At 49.8% G+C, this 18,345-nt stretch carries 21 protein-coding genes; 1 reads left to right on the top strand and 20 read right to left on the bottom strand.

What is annotated here, in order from left to right; genetic code table 11:
- Positions 1-13: 13 nt before the first annotated feature.
- The 13 genes from ccmI to EGC76_RS01385 form a co-directional block, all read right to left on the bottom strand.
- Positions 14-1,213: a c-type cytochrome biogenesis protein CcmI gene (gene ccmI / locus EGC76_RS01325; RefSeq protein ID WP_128351215.1), complete on the bottom strand. Its 1,200-nt coding sequence runs from the start codon at positions 1,211-1,213 to the stop codon at positions 14-16.
- Entirely contained in the window at positions 1,210-1,689 is a 480-nt protein-coding gene (locus tag EGC76_RS01330; protein ID WP_246013863.1) for a cytochrome c-type biogenesis protein, read from the bottom strand. The genes ccmI and EGC76_RS01330 overlap by 4 nt, the downstream gene beginning before the upstream one ends.
- Positions 1,686-2,261, bottom strand: coding sequence for a DsbE family thiol:disulfide interchange protein (locus EGC76_RS01335; RefSeq protein ID WP_128351216.1), 576 nt, complete (start codon positions 2,259-2,261; stop codon positions 1,686-1,688). Before EGC76_RS01335 ends, EGC76_RS01330 begins: the two co-directional genes overlap by 4 nt.
- Entirely contained in the window at positions 2,248-4,221 is a 1,974-nt protein-coding gene (locus EGC76_RS01340; protein WP_128351217.1) for a heme lyase CcmF/NrfE family subunit, read from the bottom strand. Before EGC76_RS01340 ends, EGC76_RS01335 begins: the two co-directional genes overlap by 14 nt.
- Entirely contained in the window at positions 4,221-4,742 is a 522-nt protein-coding gene (ccmE, locus tag EGC76_RS01345) for a cytochrome c maturation protein CcmE (protein WP_128351218.1), read from the bottom strand. Before ccmE ends, EGC76_RS01340 begins: the two co-directional genes overlap by 1 nt.
- Positions 4,726-4,959 carry a heme exporter protein CcmD gene (gene ccmD / locus EGC76_RS01350; RefSeq protein WP_128351219.1) on the bottom strand — a complete coding sequence of 78 codons (234 nt, stop codon included), beginning with the start codon at positions 4,957-4,959 and terminating at the stop codon, positions 4,726-4,728. Before ccmD ends, ccmE begins: the two co-directional genes overlap by 17 nt.
- Positions 4,946-5,701 carry a heme ABC transporter permease gene (locus EGC76_RS01355; RefSeq protein ID WP_128351220.1) on the bottom strand — a complete coding sequence of 252 codons (756 nt, stop codon included), beginning with the start codon at positions 5,699-5,701 and terminating at the stop codon, positions 4,946-4,948. Before EGC76_RS01355 ends, ccmD begins: the two co-directional genes overlap by 14 nt.
- Before the next feature lies 1 nt (position 5,702).
- A complete protein-coding gene (ccmB, locus tag EGC76_RS01360; protein ID WP_128351221.1) occupies positions 5,703-6,386 on the bottom strand; it encodes a heme exporter protein CcmB in 684 nt (227 codons plus the stop codon).
- Positions 6,379-7,023, bottom strand: a complete 645-nt coding sequence (ccmA, locus tag EGC76_RS01365) for a cytochrome c biogenesis heme-transporting ATPase CcmA (RefSeq protein ID WP_128351222.1) — start codon at positions 7,021-7,023, stop codon at positions 6,379-6,381. The genes ccmB and ccmA overlap by 8 nt, the downstream gene beginning before the upstream one ends.
- An 80-nt stretch (positions 7,024-7,103) precedes the next feature.
- Positions 7,104-9,032: a type IV pilus modification PilV family protein gene (locus EGC76_RS01370; RefSeq protein WP_128351223.1), complete on the bottom strand. Its 1,929-nt coding sequence runs from the start codon at positions 9,030-9,032 to the stop codon at positions 7,104-7,106.
- A complete protein-coding gene (locus EGC76_RS01375; RefSeq protein ID WP_128351224.1) occupies positions 9,022-10,119 on the bottom strand; it encodes a hypothetical protein in 1,098 nt (365 codons plus the stop codon). Before EGC76_RS01375 ends, EGC76_RS01370 begins: the two co-directional genes overlap by 11 nt.
- Positions 10,109-10,720: a prepilin-type N-terminal cleavage/methylation domain-containing protein gene (locus tag EGC76_RS01380; protein WP_128351225.1), complete on the bottom strand. Its 612-nt coding sequence runs from the start codon at positions 10,718-10,720 to the stop codon at positions 10,109-10,111. The genes EGC76_RS01375 and EGC76_RS01380 overlap by 11 nt, the downstream gene beginning before the upstream one ends.
- Complete coding sequence (locus EGC76_RS01385) at positions 10,714-11,241, bottom strand: GspH/FimT family pseudopilin (RefSeq protein ID WP_128351226.1); 528 nt, start codon at positions 11,239-11,241, stop codon at positions 10,714-10,716. The genes EGC76_RS01380 and EGC76_RS01385 overlap by 7 nt, the downstream gene beginning before the upstream one ends.
- A 68-nt stretch (positions 11,242-11,309) precedes the next feature.
- Between EGC76_RS01385 and EGC76_RS12030 the strand changes: the two genes are divergently transcribed.
- Entirely contained in the window at positions 11,310-11,693 is a 384-nt protein-coding gene (locus tag EGC76_RS12030) for a type IV pilin protein (RefSeq protein WP_128351227.1), read from the top strand.
- A gap of 5 nt (positions 11,694-11,698) precedes the next feature.
- Here EGC76_RS12030 and ispH read toward each other — a convergent pair whose 3' ends face one another.
- The 7 genes from ispH to EGC76_RS01425 form a co-directional block, all read right to left on the bottom strand.
- Positions 11,699-12,640, bottom strand: coding sequence for a 4-hydroxy-3-methylbut-2-enyl diphosphate reductase (gene ispH, locus EGC76_RS01395; protein WP_128351228.1), 942 nt, complete (start codon positions 12,638-12,640; stop codon positions 11,699-11,701).
- Between the two features lie 104 nt (positions 12,641-12,744).
- Positions 12,745-13,185, bottom strand: coding sequence for an FKBP-type peptidyl-prolyl cis-trans isomerase (fkpB, locus tag EGC76_RS01400; protein ID WP_128351229.1), 441 nt, complete (start codon positions 13,183-13,185; stop codon positions 12,745-12,747).
- On the bottom strand, positions 13,182-13,694 hold the full coding sequence (gene lspA / locus EGC76_RS01405) for a signal peptidase II (RefSeq protein ID WP_246013864.1): 513 nt from the start codon (positions 13,692-13,694) through the stop codon (positions 13,182-13,184). The genes fkpB and lspA overlap by 4 nt, the downstream gene beginning before the upstream one ends.
- On the bottom strand, positions 13,687-16,539 hold the full coding sequence (ileS, locus tag EGC76_RS01410) for an isoleucine--tRNA ligase (RefSeq protein WP_128351231.1): 2,853 nt from the start codon (positions 16,537-16,539) through the stop codon (positions 13,687-13,689). Before ileS ends, lspA begins: the two co-directional genes overlap by 8 nt.
- A gap of 125 nt (positions 16,540-16,664) precedes the next feature.
- Positions 16,665-17,597 (bottom strand): bifunctional riboflavin kinase/FAD synthetase, encoded by a 933-nt coding sequence (ribF, locus tag EGC76_RS01415; protein ID WP_128351393.1) that lies wholly within the window; start codon positions 17,595-17,597, stop codon positions 16,665-16,667.
- A 90-nt stretch (positions 17,598-17,687) separates the two neighbouring features.
- Entirely contained in the window at positions 17,688-18,023 is a 336-nt protein-coding gene (locus EGC76_RS01420) for a hypothetical protein (protein WP_128351232.1), read from the bottom strand.
- Positions 18,007-18,285, bottom strand: coding sequence for a type II toxin-antitoxin system prevent-host-death family antitoxin (locus EGC76_RS01425; protein WP_128351233.1), 279 nt, complete (start codon positions 18,283-18,285; stop codon positions 18,007-18,009). The genes EGC76_RS01420 and EGC76_RS01425 overlap by 17 nt, the downstream gene beginning before the upstream one ends.
- Positions 18,286-18,345 lie beyond the last annotated feature (60 nt).

Genomic DNA, 18,345 nt, shown 5'->3' on the forward strand with positions numbered 1-18,345 from the left:
TAATGGTTATTCGTTATTGAATTTTTAGTTCTACCTGCGCGGTAGACGGTTCAATAATCACTGGTTCGGCATCAAAGTCGCCTGGTGCCGCATCAATTTGTTCATCCGCAGATATACGTGCCATAACCTGCCATTGGTTCAACTGACTCATACGGTAGTCAGGCAACATGGCATTGGCATCCGATAAAGTCACGGTTACTGGGAAGTCTCCCACCGGCTGACGAATTACCGCTGCTGGCATACCTGGACCTTCTGGAGCGCGCACATACACAAACAATGTTGCGCCTGCCGGAATTTGCTCACGTACCGCTTCTGAAACCGTCACGGTTACCGTAAGTTGCTGCTCTGTCGCAGAAAGACGCTGCTTGGCATCAGCAACCGCCTTAGCAACGGGCTGGTAGCGCTCATCGGCTTCTGGAATTTGTTGCAGCAATAATTCCCACGCCGTAATTGCTTGTTCCCAATCGCCACGCTGAAACGCCACAAAACCTAACAACGAGAGGGCCTCTTCGTTACCCGGCTCTTGTTCCAGCACCCGTTGCAGCTTACGCGCGGCTTCAGGCATAAAGCTCTCATCGCCGGTTTGCAGTAACAATTGCGCGTAACTCAACAAGGTGCCAACGCGATCAGGCTCAATGCTCAATGATTTTTTGTAGGCATCTATCGATTGTTCGAGTTGCCCCAAGGCACTCATTGAACGCGCATAAACCAACCACGCAACCGCATCATCAGGCTCTTTCGCCAAACGCTGACGCAGCCCCAACGCAAAGGTTTCCAGCTCTTCGCGGGTGGTTTGCGCATCACTGTTGGTTAAAACTTTTTTACCCAGCTCAGGCAGTTGTTCCAACGCACTGTCGGCCTCGCGTTGCAGGCTCCAGCTACCAAACAAGCTATACAGCACCACAGTAAGCACCACGATAACCACCGCCGGCACCCATATATGACGCCCAACTTGCTGATCATGCACCTGCTCTAATTCAGAGTTTTCGGTAACAAAGCGCTTATCCAATTCAGAATTCGCACGGTTAAATGCATTTTCGTTCAGCAGACCATCTTCACGTTCTTGCACCAACTCAAGCTTACGCTGTTCATACAACTCGCGGTTTACGTCAAGCCGTGTGCGTTGCTGATCACGCTGCCGACGGCCGATGAGCAAAAAGAACAAGCCCCCAGCCAGTGCAACGGCGATAATTAAAGCGATATGTACAATCATGACGACTTATCCTGTTGTTTCCCAGCGCGCAACGCATCGAGTTGTTGCTGTTCTTGCTCGCTCATTTCCACTTCAGCATTGTTGCGCGCACGAACGCGCACGAAAATAACACCGGCGCCGATAACGATTACCAGCACAGGGCCAAGCCACAACACCAGCGTACTCAGCTTCATTGGCGGACGGTAGTACGCAAAGTCGCCGTAGCGCGCGACCATATAGTCGACTACTTCTTGCTTACTGGCACCCTGCTGTACCATCAGATAAGTTCTGTCACGCAAGTCTTTTGCCAGCGCCGCATCGGAATCACCAATGGTTTGATTTTGACATTTAGGGCAACGTATTTCGTCGATAAGCTCACGAAACAGTGCTTCTTTTTGCGGGTCATCAAACTTGTAAGTCTCTAGATTAACCGCATGGGCCACACTGATAACCGTTAAGCATGCCAACACGGCAGCCAGCCACAATGAACGCATCATGGTGTACCTCCCGCCGCAGTATAATCAGCCATTAAACGTTCATATTGCGGCCCCAGCACGTTGTTCCAAACCCGCTCATTCACGTCACCAACGTGGCGATAAACCACTTCGCCTTCGGCATTAATCAAAAAGGTTTCCGGGGCGCCATAAACACCAAAGTCAATCGCAACCATACCGCGCTCGTCAAACAGATTCACTTGGTATGGGTCGCCGAGCGTATTAAGCCAATTAACAGCCTTGGCGCGTGAATCGTCTTTGTAGTTTAACCCAACAATGTAGACATCCTGCGCTGCTAACTTATTTAAATATTCGTGTTCAGCACGGCACGTCGGGCACCAGGTAGCCCAAACATTCATCAACATAGGGCGGCCTTGCAGCACGCTTTCAGTATGAATTTTTTGGGTGTCATAAATATCGGGCAATTCAAACTGCGGCACCGGCTTACCCACCAACGCAGAGCTGAGCTCAGTCGGGTCTGAAAATAAGCCGCGTAAAAGAAATATCGTTAACCACAAAAAAGCTAACAGGGGCAGCGCTAACACTACCCAACGCAATCGACTACGCTGTGCCATAACTACCTCGTTGTTTGCGTTGTGAACGGTAGCGTTTGTCACTCATCGCCAGTGCGCCACCAAGAGCCATAATAAGTGCGCCTAACCAAATCCAGCGCACAAATGGCTTAATGTAAATTCGTACCGCCCAAGCATCCGGGCTGTCGGCATCTTGCAACGGTTCGCCTAACGCGACATACAAGTCACGTAAAAAGCCTGAGTCCAACCCTACTTCGGTCATGCTCATACGTTGCACAGTATAGAAGCGCTTCTCAGTCACTAAATCAGAGACTTTTCGGTCGTTCTTATACACAGAAAACTCTGCATAATCGGCAATGTAGTTCGGCCCTTGCTGTTTGCTTAATCGGTCGAATTGGAAACGATACTGTTCAATCTGCACCGACTCGCCCGGAGCTAAACGCACATCGCGCTCCACTTCGTATTGGCTCACCGCAGCAATACCGACCAAAGCTATTGCAAAGCCTAAGTGACCCAACACCATACCCCAGTGGCTGCGCCCCAATTTGGTTAGACTAGCCAGCCCCTGACCACGTTGCTGAATCCGTTGTTTCAACTCGGTAAGTAGCGTTAACACAATCCATAGCGCCATCACCAAACCAAGTACGGTAATCGCAACCACTTGATCAGCCAGTAAGTACGGTAGCGCCAAGCCTAATCCGAGCGCCAGCAAAAAGGCTAGTATCAAATCGCTGCGAATGGCTTTGAGCTCTTGCCGACGCCAGCGGAATAACGGACCAAGCCCCATCAGGAATACAAACGGCACAATCAGCCAGGTAAACATGCTGTTGAAGAAGGGTTCGCCAATTGAAATCGAGCCTAAGCCAAGTTCTTTATGTACCAATGGCAACAAAGTACCGAGCAGCACCACCAAGGTGGCGGCCATCAATAGAATGTTGTTACCCAGTAACATCACTTCACGTGACACCGCTTCATATTTGGTATGGCTGTTTACCGCGCCTGCGCGCAGCGCAAACAGCAATAACGAACCGCCAATAACAACGGCAAGCAAACCAAGAATAAACAGACCGCGGGCCGGGTCAGTCGCAAACGCATGCACCGACACAATCACGCCAGAACGCACCAGGAACGTGCCCAATAAGCTTAAGCTAAATGCGGAAATGGCCAGCAGCACCGTCCACGATTTAAAGGCGCCGCGTTTTTCAGTAACCGCCAACGAGTGAATTAATGCGGTACCCACCAACCACGGCATAAAGCTTGCGTTTTCAACTGGGTCCCAGAACCACCAGCCACCCCAGCCAAGTTCGTAGTACGCCCACCAACTGCCCAGCGCAATGCCAACTGTGAGAAAACACCAAGCAGCGGTTGCCCACGGGCGCGACCAACGTGCCCACGACGCATCCAACTTGCCACTAATTAATGCGGCTATCGCGAATGCGAAGGCAACTGAGAAACCAACGTAGCCCATGTACAACAACGGCGGATGAACAATCATGCCGGGGTCTTGCAGCAGCGGGTTTAAATCGCGGCCATCAACAGGAATAAGCGGCAGCGCGCGGTCGAATGGGTTCGACACACTCATCATAAATAAATAGAAGCCGATACTGATCAAGCCGAGTATTGCCAACACGCGGGCCATCATGGTTAATGGCATACGGCGTGAGAACATCGCAACGGCGGCTATCCAGCCGGCCTGCATCAACATCCACAGCAAGAATGAACCTTCGTGCGAACCCCATACCGCAGTTATACGATATGCCAATGGCAACGCGGTATTCGAGTTGTGCGCGACATACGAAATACTGAAGTCGTTCACGATAAAGCCGTAGGTTAGCGCCGCATAAGAAAGCGCGGTGAACACAAACTGTCCGTAAGCCAGCGGCCGTGCCAACAACATTGCGCCACTGTGCCCGCGCCACGCGCCCCACAAAGGATAAATCGCCAACAATACGGAAAACGCCAGCGCAACCGCCAGTGTCAATTGTCCAAATTCAGCAATCATTAGTAATTCCCCGACTCTTTTTTGTCGTCATTCGAGTCGTTATCAGAACCGGTGTAGTCCGGTTGGTTTGGATTCACGTGCTTAATGCCCTTCATGGCCTCTGCCAATTCCGGCGGCATGTATTCTTCATCGTGCTTCGCCAGCACTTCAGTGGCTTTTAACACACGCGGTTCAATCAACACACCTTGCGCCACAATGCCCTGACCTTCACGGAATAAATCCGGTAAAATTCCGGTATACAGCACGGTAACTTCTGGCCCGGTATCGGTGACTTGGAAACTAACTTCCAAAGTTTGTGGGTCGCGTTTAACCGAACCTTCAACCACCATACCGCCAACCCGTAAACGCTGACCAACTTCAGGACGCACCTTATCGGGCCCTTTGCCATCAACCATTTCTGACGGGGTGTAGAACAGATCAATATTTTGCGTTAACGCGTACAGAATCAAGCTTATCGCTGCGGCAACGCCAATAATTAACGACAGTACCCATGCGAGGCGTTTTTTACGACGTGGAATCATTAGTACTCTTACTCCTACTACGCTCTTGCTGTTTACGACGCGCCAACCGCTGTTGCCGCTGCTGTTCTTGAACGGCCATACGTGCCAGCGTTTTACGAGTGAGCAACCCGTGCACCACCAACAAGCCGACAGCTAAAATCGATACGCCGAACGATAGCCACACATAAAACCCGTAGCCATCCATCCAAATTATTTCTTGCCAACTATTGAACGCCATTGTTGGCCTCCACACCCAGTTGTTGCATAGCCCACGGGCGGTGCAGCTCTTGCTTTAATATTTCATTACGTAAACGCTGCGTTATCAGCGCAGCCGTTAGGAACAAAAAGCCAGCGATGCTTATTAACAGCGGAATCAACATTTCCGGCGGCATCGAAGGTTTTGAAAACTTGGTAATGGTGGCGCCTTGGTGCAACGAGTTCCACCAATACACTGAAAAATGAATAATCGGTACATTCACCACACCAACCAGCGACAGAATAGCCGCCGCCTTGGCCCCAGTGCGCGCATCATTAAATGCGTAATACAATGCCAACACACCGATATAAAGAAACAACAAAATCAATTCGGACGTAAGCCGCGCGTCCCATTCCCACCAGGTGCCCCACATCGGCTTGCCCCAAACGGCGCCGGTAAACAATGCGACGAAGGTTAGCACCGCACCGACAGGTGCGATTGCCGCAATGGCCCATTCCGCCGTGCGGATTTGCCAAACTAATGCAATCAGCGCTGCAATGGCCATGCCGGTATAGGCGCCCATCGAGAACATGGCGGCAGGTACATGAATAAAGATAATTCGGTAACTGTCACCTTGCTGGTAGTCAGGTGGCGCATAAAACAGCCCCCAAACCAGGCCCACGGAAACCAAGATGAGTGCCAAGCCGCTCAACCACGGTAGCCAAGCACCTAACAATCTAAACGTTGCTTCGCCTTTGGCGTATGGATGTAACCATTTCCACATATTAATTCACGCTCACTCGTATTGCTGCAGCCACCGCCAAAGGCGCTAACGTTAGCGTCAGTAACATTAACCCTGCCAATAATACCACTTGCCCGTATGCAGATGTACCCACTAGCGTACTCTCAACTGCCGCAGCCGCAAATATCAACAAAGGGATAAACAACGGCAACAACAATAAACTCAACAGCGCACCGCCACGCCCTAAACTTACCGTGAGCGCTGCCCCTACGGCAGTCATGGCACTCAACATTGGGGTACCCACTAAGAGAGTGAGCATTAACGTGCCCCAAGCTTCAAACGGCAGTTTTAATAATAATGCGCAAAGCGGCGCTAAGATCACCAGTGGCAAACCACTTAACAACCAATGCACCACAATTTTACCCAACGCCAGCGCAGGAAGTGGCGCCGGCAACAGCACCATTTGCTCAAGACTACCGTCAAGAAAATCATCCCGAAACAAACGCTCAGAACCAAGTAACGCTGACAACAACGCCGCCACCCAAATCACACCGGTGGCTATGCGCCCTAAAATATCAGGACCCGGGCCAACGGCCAGTGGGAATAAAGTGACCACGATTAAAACAAATAACAGTGGATTAATAACATCACTGCGCCGCCGCAGTGCCACGGCTAAGTCACGTCGCATCAGTGTTTTTAATATGCGCCAAGTGCTTGCGTTATTCATAGCCAAGCGCCTCATCATGAGGTTCGATGCGTATTTTTTGTAATCGTTCCCCAGACCACGTTAATGGCTGGTGCGAGGTGAGCAACAAGGCGCCCCCTTGGTCAATATGATGTTGAAAACGCTCGTGGAGCAATTTAATGCCACGGCTGTCTAGCGCGGTAAAGGGTTCATCAAGAATCCATAAAGGTGCCGTGCTGTACCAGAGTCGCGCAAGCGCAATTCGGCGCTGTTGTCCGGCAGAAAGTTGTTGGGCTGGAAGGTCTTCTAACCCCAGCAGGCCAACGGTTTCTAACAAGTGCCACGCATCAACGTCTTCAGCACCATCAAATTGACTTTGATAATGCAGATTTTCTAAAGCGGTGAGTTCAGCTTTGACGGCAGGCTTATGCCCGATGAATAGGGTGTTACGTTGCCAAAGCTCAGGGTCTTCATATTGAGGCTGACCAAATAGCAGCACCTGCCCTTCTTGCGGGCTTAAAAGGCCAGCGATAATTCGCAGTAGTGTTGACTTACCGGCGCCGTTGGGGCCTTCAACGTGAAGAATTTCCCCGGCGCAAAGTTGCAGCGAAAGTGATGAGAAGAGCGTGCGTCCCGCACGAACCGACGTGAGTTGTTTCGTTTCAATAACAACAGACATTGGAAGTTAGGCAACCTATCGGGTCAACAAAAGTGACCCGATAGTACCACAGGTTTGCAAGGCCATATAAGCCTCACGTATCAATTTTCGTCCATTCGCACGTTATGAACTTCGTTGGTGCTTAAGTTAACAACAGAGACCGACGAAGGCGTGAACGTAAAACCAGCCTTGGCGAAATTAATCGTCGTTGACGTGCCAGCCGGAATACCATTACAAGCATACGAGCCGGTATCCGCATTACCTTGTTTCGAGAAACTACAGGTTACATTTACGCCGCTAACACTAACATCACGGTAGTGCGTATTCTTACATGGCTGCCCGTTAAACTGCAGGCAATAAATCTCACCGGTTACGGAGTACAATGGTGTCGTTCCTTCCGACGCATCAACAGTCACATTGACAGTGCTGCTGAGCCCGCTATCTTCTAGCGGATGTACGGGGAGACTACCAAGCACACTGGCATTCCCTAAGTTGGCATTCATCGTTACAGTCGCTATACCGGCATCACGCGCACTGACACGACCGCGGCTGTAGGTTCCGTAGTAATTGAGCTCTGGGTCTACAATGGTTTGTATCGGCTCATTGGTCACGTCAGCTACCGGTTGATTCGATGTTTCCCAAAGCCCAAGCAAAGTCAGGTTGACCTCATAAAAAGGCACCTTCGAAATCCAGTCGGCTTCGTTATTCATAATTGCGGTGCGCACCGTTTGTAGATGTTCGGTCGACATGTCGTCCAAATAAATGCCACGGCCTATCATTTGGTACGAACCTGGGTTAACAGTTACATCACGATCACTTGGTGCGGTAGGTAAAGCCGAATCCATCACCAGTGACTTGACCACATCACGCACATAACTGGTGTATACCGCAGCCCCATCTGGATTAATCAGATAATCTGCAGAAGTTACCGTTACCGCATGGAACTGCCAGTCGGGGTACATGGCGTACCATCCGTCGATACGCCGCATGCGGCACGACTCTTCGTACACATTGTTCGCGCCTTGATTGGATTCAACTAACAGCCCATTTTCGTCGCGATAAAAATGGCGATGGTTACCATTTTGCTTACGTTGCGTGTCGTGTTTGAAAATATTTCCTGTGTTAACCATGGTCGAATTATCATGGTGATTTCGACAACACTCATTACACAGCTGTGGCTGGCCAGTAACCGCTGGGTTTAACACACCCGTCATTTTGGTAGTTTCCGCACCACCATTTGGGTCAAGCACTAAACGATCATCTTTTAAAATCAACCGGTGTGGGGTAATCGAGCTCGACTCAAAGCCGGTAAACATGCATGAGCAGTTCAGTGTGATAAAGTCTTCCACGCGCTGCGTTTGCGTGGCTTCATCATAGGTTACTGTGTCAAAACGCACGGTTAGCCGGTCGCCACTACGCATCACCGTTGGTGTTGGTCGCGTTGTCTCTTTCACCTGATAGCTCAGTGCGCTGTCGTCTTCTGTGAGCTTAACCGCGATAACTTCAGGTGCTGCACCTGGGTTATACGTAACACTGGGTTCATTACGTGGCGGCGGTGTGGTCACCGCTAAACCACCATCGCGCATCGCGATGCGGCCTAACCAACCTTCTAAGGTTAGTACTTGATCTTCACCACCACGCATTTGCCAAGCCACTTCAATGGATACCATTTTGGCATCGGGTGAAGGCGGCAGCGGGCTAGGTAAATCAGGATCTCCTGTTGTGCGCCACAATCCGTCAAAATATTGGGGTGCGACCGCCCAACTTACAGCATAGGTTTTATCATCGCGTAACACGCTGTCGGTGCCCGACGCAATGTCTTCAAACAGCTCAAACCTTAGTTCTTCAAGCCGTTGCTGCGCAATTTCAAGCGCAGCAGAATGTTCCGTCGCCCGCGTTGAACTTTGCATAAAGGTACGCTGCAAACTCACGAGTCCGGTTACGCCTACGGCAATAATAACCAGCGCTACTAAAACTTCCACAAAGGTAAAACCACGCTTTCGCGGTGCATATGCTTGATTAGAAATCACGCCAGCTACCTCCCACGCGAGTCACTCGCTTAAATGCATCATTGTTAACCAAGTTGGTTAACACCTCTTCATGGTAGCGCACTAACAGCGTACCGTTGGATAAAGAAGGGTCGAAATTCGCCATCACCGCGCCGTTAATGGTTGCGCCGCCGTTAAGCTTTAAATCATAGTCGGTTACATTACCTGGTGTGCGAAAGGCAAACACAAGGCCGTTTACAACCGTGTTGCCGTTAATAGAGAGACTGCCGTCTTGAATCACTAACGCAACAGGATTCTCAGTAGAACCAATGTCAACACTGGGTGCGCAGTTACCAATCACCCAGATTAAACCTGTGGATGCTGGCCCAATACTGTCACAGCCATTAACGATAGCCGTGGCTGAGTCACGTAAGTCCTGCCACTTAGGTTCGGGCACACCAAATAAATATTCCAGTAAATCGTCGGGGAAGTTTGGGTCATTATCGAGGATATCGACACCGTGCTCGCCACGCTCGCTAAAGGGTTGAGATGAGCAATTACCCTCGGTATATTCTTGCTGCCCGCAGGTAGTGCCGCTACCGTTGATATCAACATCACCTTCGGTCCATATCGACAAAGGCACGCCATCTCCGCCACCGTTGGGGTTGGCCACAACTTCAAAGTTACCGGAAACGTTCATACTGCCTTTAATTGCTACCGGCGTATCCGGGGCCGAGCGAATCATGGGTAACACCGCAATTTGCTGGCGCACGGTACGTGTAGCGCGAGTGTCCGCCGAGTTTGCTGTTAGCACAACATCGACAATTTCTACGTCGCCACGAATGGTTTCTTCAAACAAGGTGCTGGCTAGCGTGGCTGAATATTGTGCCGCGCCAATCGTCCCGGCAATGGTTCGGTTCAAGTCGGAACGGTCACCATCAACTTCCATAATCACCTGCTCAATCGCCGCATCAGCAACCATAGTTGCTTCTTGCATGCTGGCATGATTGCGCATAATTCGCTGTTCTTGCACTTTGAATCGCGCAGTATAAAGCGTAACTAAAATAATAATCGACAATAACAACACGGTAATTGTGATGGTGGCGAAGCCTGTTTGTTTAGAATGCATTGCGAAGCACCACCTCTGTTGCAAGTTCACGTGATATTTGGCTATCGCTTGGCAAAGACACCACCATTAAAACCTCGACAACCTGTTCGTTCACTGCATCGAGCATACGCTCGGTTAAAACAAATTCTAAAACGTCCACTTGAATGAGATCTGGGCTGGTTAGCCCTTCCCAACCAGCATCACCGCATGCGGCGCCAGCCTGGCGGCGCTGTACCTGCCCATCGCGCAAGCGATAACCAAACCGCTCAGGGTCGCCATCGTGCGTGCTGCTGTTGTTGGCATCGTAATCAAACAATAAACAACTGGCCGCAACTTCACTGGGATGCTGAGAAACCACAATGGAGTTATTAAACCCTGCGACGGCGTTATCTGGGTCTACCACCAACAAGTGGGCGTCGCCACGATAGCCAGCCCGACGCAAGTCGCCAACCAGCAAATCCATAACCGCGGTCGACTCTTCCTGCAATTGGCTCAGTTTTAAGCTACGCGAGTTGGTACCCAAGGTAGCAGAGAACACCGAGGTGAGTGCCGCCATCAAAATCAGGCCTAGGGTAATCGTGATCATCAATTCAACTAATGACAAGCCGCGCTGCTTTAACATGCTGGATAACTCCCCACGCCGCCAACCTGGCAATAGCGTAAACGTCCGAGTTGGCTAACCACTACCCGAACTTCTTGCTCAACAACATTATTGTTACTTTTTAATTGATAGCTCACGGTGCCGGCATTACCCTCAGCTAAACCACGCATGGCGTCGAAGCGTGTGTGGTCGCCTGCCGCAAAAACGGCCGATGCATAGCTTACGCCGGTGTAGTCATCGCCGTTAATTTGGCGCAATACACCATCAATAGCACAGTCTTCCGTTAAACAATTACACAATGATGTCTCTGCAACTGCCGCACACCACTGTCCATTCAGCTCATCCCACACCACGAAACGGTTTTCGCCGCTGCTCAGCGCATCCGAACGGGCATATTGCAGCAGTGCATAAGTGTCTTGGGCAGCGCCTTGCAAGCGCATGGTACGCGCTAAATCAATAGTCGCAGGCACACCCCACCCCAGCACTATACTGAGAATTAATAAGGTGACGATAAGCTCGAGTAAAGTAAATCCTTGACGCATTGCGTTTGTTCCAAAATTATCGTACTAATGAGCAGATGCATTAATCATAGTATAAACAGGTGGAATAAATGCAAGTTAAAAAAACGTTATCAGGCATGACACTCATAGAATTAATGATTGTGGTAGCAATTATAGGCATCATTGCAGCAATCGCCTACCCAAACTTCACTAACTACGTGAAACAGGGCCGCAGGGCAGACGCTATGGGCGAATTGATGAAATTACAGATGGTCCAGGAAGAGTACAGATTGCGCAATGCCAGCTATGCTTCCATAGCTGATTTGGGCTTTACATCGTCAAGTGAGTTTTACACTTTCAGCGTAACCAACATCGGCGCAGAGACTTATACGTTAACGGCTACAGCAACCGGAGTCCAGACTTCGGACACCGATTGCGCGACGATGAGCATTAATCAGAACGATCAGAAAACGCCCGCAGCCTGTTGGAAGTAGCCTTGTTAGAGCTCGACGACGCGTAGCTCTGGGGGAATGGAGAAAGTAATATTTTCTTCACGACCGCTGCGCTCTTGCGCCGTCGTGCCGCCCCACGCTTGCAATTGTTTCACCACATCACGCACCAGCACCTCAGGTGCTGAGGCGCCGGCTGTGACACCAATATTCGAATTACCGTCCAGCCATGCTTTATCAATGCAGGTTGCATCATCAATCAAATAAGCTGGAGTGCCCATTTTTTCAGCAAGCTCGCGTAAACGGTTAGAGTTGGAGCTATTGCGTGCGCCAACCACCAATAACAAATCAACCTCGGCAGCCAGCTCGCGCACGGCATCTTGACGATTTTGAGTGGCGTAGCAAATATCATCTTTGCGTGGCCCTTGCACCTCAGGGAATTTTTCCCGCAAGGCATCAATCACATCAGCTGTATCATCAACCGATAACGTGGTTTGGCTCATGTAATGCAATTGCGTTGGGTCTTTAACCGTCAGCTTGGCCACATCCTCGGTTGATTCAACCAAATAAATGCCACCCTGCGGGTTGTTGTATTGCCCCATGGTGCCTTCTACTTCCGGATGCCCCGCATGCCCAATCAATACACATTCGTGGCCTTTGCGACTGGCACGGGTTACTTCCATATGCACTTTAGTTACCAATGGACAGGTTGCATCAAACACACGCAAGCCGCGGTCTTTCGCTTGCTGGCGCACCGCTTGCGAAACACCGTGTGCTGAAAAAATAACAATACTGTCGTCCGGCACTTCGTGCAGCTCATCAACAAATACCGCACCGCGGTCACGCAATGAGTCCACCACATATTTGTTGTGCACCACTTCATGACGCACATAAATAGGCGGTTCAAATATCTCTAACGCGCGCTCAACAATGGTAATCGCCCGGTCAACACCGGCACAAAAACCACGCGGATTCGCCAACACAATATTCATAAAAACTCCAACTGCGATATTAGCTATTGGATATTAGATATTAAAAAAACCGATATTTTCGAGCTAATATCTAATATCCAATAGCTAATATCGTTTTCGTTTTCCTAAGGATTTACCTCAATAATTTCAACGGCAAATCGTACTCGTTGGCCTGCCAACGGATGATTAAAGTCAATGGTCACAAACTGATCATTGATCGCCCGCACAATGCCTGGCAACTCAGTGCCATCAGGTTGCGGGAAGGTAAATATTTGCCCTACCGCGGGCCGTTCTTGACCAAATTTGGTGGTGTCTACCTGATAATAGTTGTCTTTGTTCGGCATGCCAAACGCATCTTCCGGCGCCAACTCAAACTCACGGTCATCGCCTGCTTTTAAACCAACCAAGCAGGCTTCAAAATTCTCAGTTAATGAGCCATCGCCCATCCGGAATTTCGCCGGTTTACCAGACATTTTGGTGCTGTCCGCAACGGAATCATCGGTAAGTTTTATCGTAAAATGCAAAACCACTTCGCGACCGTGTTCGATCGGGAGACGACTGATCATGCTTGAGGCTCCTGGCGTTGTTCAAAAAACGCCTCTAGTAACATTAATACCGCACCGAGAGTAATTGCCATATCGGCCACATTAAATGCCGGCCAGTGCCAATCATTTACATACACATCAAGAAAATCAATAACATAACCGTACATAATACGATCAATAACATTTCCGATGGCACCCGCAAGAATCAGCGCAAATGCTGTATTCTGACGCCACAAGTTCACTGGGTTGCGACGTAACCAAATCAATAAAACCACGCTGATGGCAATTGCGAAAAATGTAAATAACCAACGCTGCCAGCCACCTTGATCGCTCAAGAAGCTGAACGCGGCGCCCATGTTACGCACATAGGTCAGATTTAAATACGGCATCACCTCAATGCTTTCGTATAAATCGAATACGCGAATTACCCATTGCTTGGTAAATTGATCCAGCACAATAAGAATGAAAGTAAGCCACAAAAATCGTAGCCCACTCACACGCTTCTTCAATTCGACAGTTGATTTAGGCAAAGCGACGCTCCTCTCCCGCGCCATCCACATTGGTCACACAGCGTGAACACAAGTTTGGATGCGCGGCAATGGTGCCAACTTCGGCACGGTGATGCCAACAACGATCACATTTAGCATGGTCCGACTTAGCCACTTTCACCCAAACCCCCTTGAGCTCCGTAGCAACCGCGCCCACTGGGGCTTCAGTGACGGTTTCTACTGACACAGCAGAGGTAATAAAGGCAAAACGCAGTTCTTCGCCGAGGCTTTTCAGTTGCGCGGCAATATCGTCAACCGCAAAAACTGTCACTTCTGCTTGCAGCGAACCGCCTATCGCATCGTCGCGGCGCGCTTGTTCCAGCATGCGGTTTACTTCGTCACGCACTTCTAAAATGGTTTGCCACAACTCGTTATCGGCCGGGCTAACACTGATGTGTTCTGCGTCTAAGTACCAGCTTTCAGTGAAAACGTACTTGCTGCGCGTACCACCGTCAGACAACTGTTGCGGTAATGCGTCCCAAATTTCTTGCGCAGTAAAGCTACAAATAGGGGCTAACCAACGCACCAACATTTCAGCGATGTGGTACAGAGCCGTCTGACATGAACGGCGTGCAACGCTGTCTTGCTTGGCGGTGTACTGGCGGTCTTTAATCACGTCCAGATAGAAGCTACCTAATTCAATTGAGCAGAAGTGCATGAGTTTTTGCACCACCACGTGGAATTGGTAGTCATCTAAAGCGGATAAAATTTCTTTTTGCAGGCTCACTGCGCGCGCCACAATCCACTTATCTATGGCCACCATATCGGCAGGCGCTACCGCGTGTTTGCTCGGCTCAAACTCGTTGATATTCGCCAACAAAAAGCGCGATGTATTACGAATACGACGGTAGCTGTCCGCGGCACGTTTTAAAATCTCATCAGAAACGGTCATTTCACCGGAGTAATCCGTAGCCGCAACCCACAAGCGCAGAATATCACCGCCAAGTTTGTTCATAACTTCCAGCGGAGCAATAACGTTGCCGATAGACTTCGACATTTTCCGGCCTTGCCCGTCCACGGTAAAGCCGTGCGTCAGCACTTGTTTATAGGGCGCTTGCTTATACATCGCCACACCAGTTAGCAATGAAGACTGGAACCAGCCACGGTGCTGATCTGAGCCTTCAAGATACAAATCGGCAGGCCATTGCAGACCCGGCGTTTTATTCAGTACAGCTTCATGAGTCACACCCGAATCGAACCACACATCTAAGGTGTCGGTTACCTTGCGATAATCTTTCGCTTCATCGCCTAACAGCTCTTCGGGCTCTAAATCGAACCAGGCCTGAACACCATCTTTCTCAATGCGTTTGGCGACTTCTTCCATCAGTTCTAGCGTGCGCGGATGCAATTCATCATTATCGCGGCGCACAAATACCGCAATTGGGTTACCCCAGGTGCGCTGACGCGAAATACACCAGTCCGGACGCCCATCAACCATGCTTTCAATGCGGCTTTGGCCCCACTCAGGTACCCAGCGCACTTGTTTGATTTGTTCGAGCGCGGTGGCACGTAAATGCATTTTATCCATGCTGATAAACCACTGTGGCGTTGCACGGAAGATAATTGGCGTTTTGTGGCGCCAGCAATGCGGATACGAGTGATTGTATGCTTCGTGGTGCACCAAGCGCCCCGCTTCTTGCAGCGCATCAACAATATTTGGGTTAGCCTTCATCACATGCTGGCCAGCAAACATCGGGGTGTCGTCTTTATACACACCGTTGTCGCCAACAGGGTTATAAACTTCAATGCCATAACGCTGACCCACAATAAAGTCATCCACACCATGCCCTGGCGCGGTATGCACACAGCCTGTACCTGACTCAGTGGTAACGTGCTCACCTAAAATAAGGGGCACTTGAATATCCGCAAACAACGGATGATTCACTTTTAAGTTTTCCAGCGCTTCACCTTTCGCAAAGCCTAACTTGTGATAGTCCGCAATACCCCAACGCTCCATTGAAGAGGTAACCAATTCGTCGGCAACAACCAAACGATGCGCTGGCTTTTCATCGGTTGCTTCAACTTGCACCAAGGCATAATCCAAGCTCGGATGCAGTGCAATAGCGCGGTTGGCAGGAATGGTCCACGGTGTCGTGGTCCAAACAACCACCATCACCTCGCCTTCACCAGCGTGGTCATGCGGGTGATCAAACTTTGCCACCAACTCAGCTTCGTTTACCGCAGTAAAACCAACATCAATGGCTGGCGAACGTTTGTCTTGATACTCAACTTCAGCTTCAGCCAAAGCAGAACCACAATCGGTACACCAATGCACTGGTTTAAAGCCTTGCTGCATGTGTCCATTGGCAATAATTTTGCCCAGCGCACGAATACTATCGGCTTCCTGCTGCGGGTTCATAGTCAGGTAAGGGTTATCCCAATCACCAAACACGCCTAAGCGTTTAAAGTCTTCACGCTGGCCGTCAACTTGCGTCAACGCATACTCGCGGCACTTCTGACGAAACTCAGCAACGGTCAGCTTTTTGCCCGGCTTGCCGTGTTTTTTCTCAACTTGCAGTTCAATCGGTAGCCCGTGGCAATCCCAGCCTGGAACATACGGCGCATCAAACCCACCCAGGGTTTTCGCCTTCACAATCATATCTTTTAGAATTTTATTAACCGCGTGACCAATGTGAATATCACCGTTCGCATACGGAGGGCCGTCATGCAAAATAAACACTGGCTTACCCGCCTTCGCTTCGCGAATCAAGCCATACACGTCATCCGCGTACCACTGTTTCAACATCTGCGGCTCACGCTGCGCAAGATTACCGCGCATCGGAAACTCAGTTTCCGGCAGATTCAGCGTGTGTTTGTAGTCGGTCATTATGTCGGTTCCTTTTTCGGGGGAGTTACTTGCCCCATGACTTATTTCAATGTTTGAATGCGAATAGGATATTAGCTATTGGATATTTGATATTAGACAAAACATAAATACCCGATACATCAGCTCTAATATCCAATAGCTAATATCGCCTTTGCCTTTTCAGCGTCGGCTTCGATTTGCTGCTTCAACTGCGCGAAATCCGCGAACTTCTGTTCACCGCGAATAAACTGCGTTGGTATTACCTTCAACTGCCGACCATACAAGTCACCAGTGTAATCAAAAATGTGCACTTCCAGTTGCATCCGCTCGCCGTTCAGCGTTGGTCTACGGCCAACATTTGCAACACCAGCGTGCTTATTTCCATCCGCGGTTTCAACAGTTACAGCAAACACGCCTTGTAGGGGCGAATGCAAGCGCTTTAACTGGATATTTGCGGTTGGAAAGCCAATAGTACGGCCTTTTTTCTCGCCATGCACTACTCTACCTTCAAATGCATAGGGCCGACCTAACATTGCGGCCGCTTGGGTAAAGTCACCCGCGGTTAAAGCTTGCCGAATTGCAGTACTGCTAACCCGCTGCTGTTGCTGTCGATAACTGTGTGTATCAACTACATCAAAGCCTAGCTCAGCACCGGCTTGTTGCAACATCGCGAAATCACCTTCGCGGCCGTGACCGAAACGAAAATCATCGCCAACCACCAAAAACTGCACGCCAAGTTGTTCAACTAGCACTTTTTCAATAAATTCTCGCGCCGGCAAATTGGCGAACTTACGATTAAACTCAATCACCACATGCCGGTCAATGCCTTGCGCCCGAAGCGCTAAATGTTTTTCGCGAAAGTTGGTTAAGCGCGCCGGAGCTTTATCTGGCTGAAACAGTTCCTGCGGCTGCGGCTCAAAGGTCATTACCGTTGCTGGAACACCGCGCGCCAAAGCTTGCGCTTTCACCTGCGCCAGCACCGCCTGATGGCCTAAATGCACGCCATCAAAGTTGCCAATAGTCAGTACACACCCACGGTGCTTGGGGCGAATGTTATGAATTCCGCGAATCAGTTGCATCAATGCTTAGCAAACCTGTCGTTACGTGTCGTGAGTCGAGTGATTAACAAAGCGGCGATTATAACAGGCTAGCCAAAAGCTAACCAGACACTAAGGTGTCATTAATACCAGATTCAACAACTGATCGCGCAGGTTTTGCCGAGTACGGATAAACAGAAGCACAGTCACTTGATCGTGGTATCGATAAATAACGCGACACTGCGATTTACCATCAATAAATTCATAGTAATCGTCATAACCAAGAACCATTGCTTCGTCGCAACGTGGGCAGCTCAGTGGAAACGCTTTCACTTTCCCTTCAAAACGCCTCATGATGTCAGCCAAATAATCCGCAGACGCTCGTGACCCAACCTTCTTACGAAGATAATTAAACTCTGCATCAAGTAGAGAAATGAATGCGTCGGAGTAGTTAACTGTTGTTGTCATCGAGCGCACCTTTTTCTTCCAGTCCTTTGAAAAGCTCGTCGCTCGATACAACACGACCAGCGCGAACATCCTTTTCAGCCAGTGCAATCATCTTCAAAAAGGCCATTTGTTCCTGCATGGCCTCGTATTGGGCAGGATCTTGCACCACATACAAAGGCTCACCGTTTTGAGTAACCAAAACCGGCTCATTCACATCCATGGTAGCAATCTCTTTCTTAAACCCTGAAACAGTAGTAATGCGCGGGCGTTTAACGGTATACATGGCACTTATTCCTTGTTGATAGTTACAGGAATAAGAATAGGCGAGAATGGCGTGAAAGTC

The organism is Pseudidiomarina gelatinasegens (assembly GCF_004025325.1).
GTDB lineage: Bacteria > Pseudomonadota > Gammaproteobacteria > Enterobacterales > Alteromonadaceae > Pseudidiomarina > Pseudidiomarina gelatinasegens.

Bases quoted from the DNA above. Each gene is read 5' to 3' on its own strand.
- ccmI (WP_128351215.1), bottom strand. From the start codon at position 1,213: ATGATTGTACATATCGCTTTAATTATCGCCGTTGCACTGGCTGGGGGC.
- EGC76_RS01330 (WP_246013863.1), bottom strand. From the start codon at position 1,689: ATGATGCGTTCATTGTGGCTGGCTGCCGTGTTGGCATGCTTAACGGTT.
- EGC76_RS01335 (WP_128351216.1), bottom strand. From the start codon at position 2,261: ATGGCACAGCGTAGTCGATTGCGTTGGGTAGTGTTAGCGCTGCCCCTG.
- EGC76_RS01340 (WP_128351217.1), bottom strand. From the start codon at position 4,221: ATGATTGCTGAATTTGGACAATTGACACTGGCGGTTGCGCTGGCGTTT.
- ccmE (WP_128351218.1), bottom strand. From the start codon at position 4,742: ATGATTCCACGTCGTAAAAAACGCCTCGCATGGGTACTGTCGTTAATT.
- ccmD (WP_128351219.1), bottom strand. From the start codon at position 4,959: ATGGCGTTCAATAGTTGGCAAGAAATAATTTGGATGGATGGCTACGGG.
- EGC76_RS01355 (WP_128351220.1), bottom strand. From the start codon at position 5,701: ATGTGGAAATGGTTACATCCATACGCCAAAGGCGAAGCAACGTTTAGA.
- ccmB (WP_128351221.1), bottom strand. From the start codon at position 6,386: ATGAATAACGCAAGCACTTGGCGCATATTAAAAACACTGATGCGACGT.
- ccmA (WP_128351222.1), bottom strand. From the start codon at position 7,023: ATGTCTGTTGTTATTGAAACGAAACAACTCACGTCGGTTCGTGCGGGA.
- EGC76_RS01375 (WP_128351224.1), bottom strand. From the start codon at position 10,119: ATGCATTCTAAACAAACAGGCTTCGCCACCATCACAATTACCGTGTTG.
- EGC76_RS01380 (WP_128351225.1), bottom strand. From the start codon at position 10,720: ATGTTAAAGCAGCGCGGCTTGTCATTAGTTGAATTGATGATCACGATT.
- EGC76_RS01385 (WP_128351226.1), bottom strand. From the start codon at position 11,241: ATGCGTCAAGGATTTACTTTACTCGAGCTTATCGTCACCTTATTAATT.
- EGC76_RS12030 (WP_128351227.1), top strand. From the start codon at position 11,310: ATGCAAGTTAAAAAAACGTTATCAGGCATGACACTCATAGAATTAATG.
- ispH (WP_128351228.1), bottom strand. From the start codon at position 12,640: ATGAATATTGTGTTGGCGAATCCGCGTGGTTTTTGTGCCGGTGTTGAC.
- fkpB (WP_128351229.1), bottom strand. From the start codon at position 13,185: ATGATCAGTCGTCTCCCGATCGAACACGGTCGCGAAGTGGTTTTGCAT.
- ileS (WP_128351231.1), bottom strand. From the start codon at position 16,539: ATGACCGACTACAAACACACGCTGAATCTGCCGGAAACTGAGTTTCCG.
- ribF (WP_128351393.1), bottom strand. From the start codon at position 17,597: ATGCAACTGATTCGCGGAATTCATAACATTCGCCCCAAGCACCGTGGG.
- EGC76_RS01420 (WP_128351232.1), bottom strand. From the start codon at position 18,023: ATGACAACAACAGTTAACTACTCCGACGCATTCATTTCTCTACTTGAT.
- EGC76_RS01425 (WP_128351233.1), bottom strand. From the start codon at position 18,285: ATGTATACCGTTAAACGCCCGCGCATTACTACTGTTTCAGGGTTTAAG.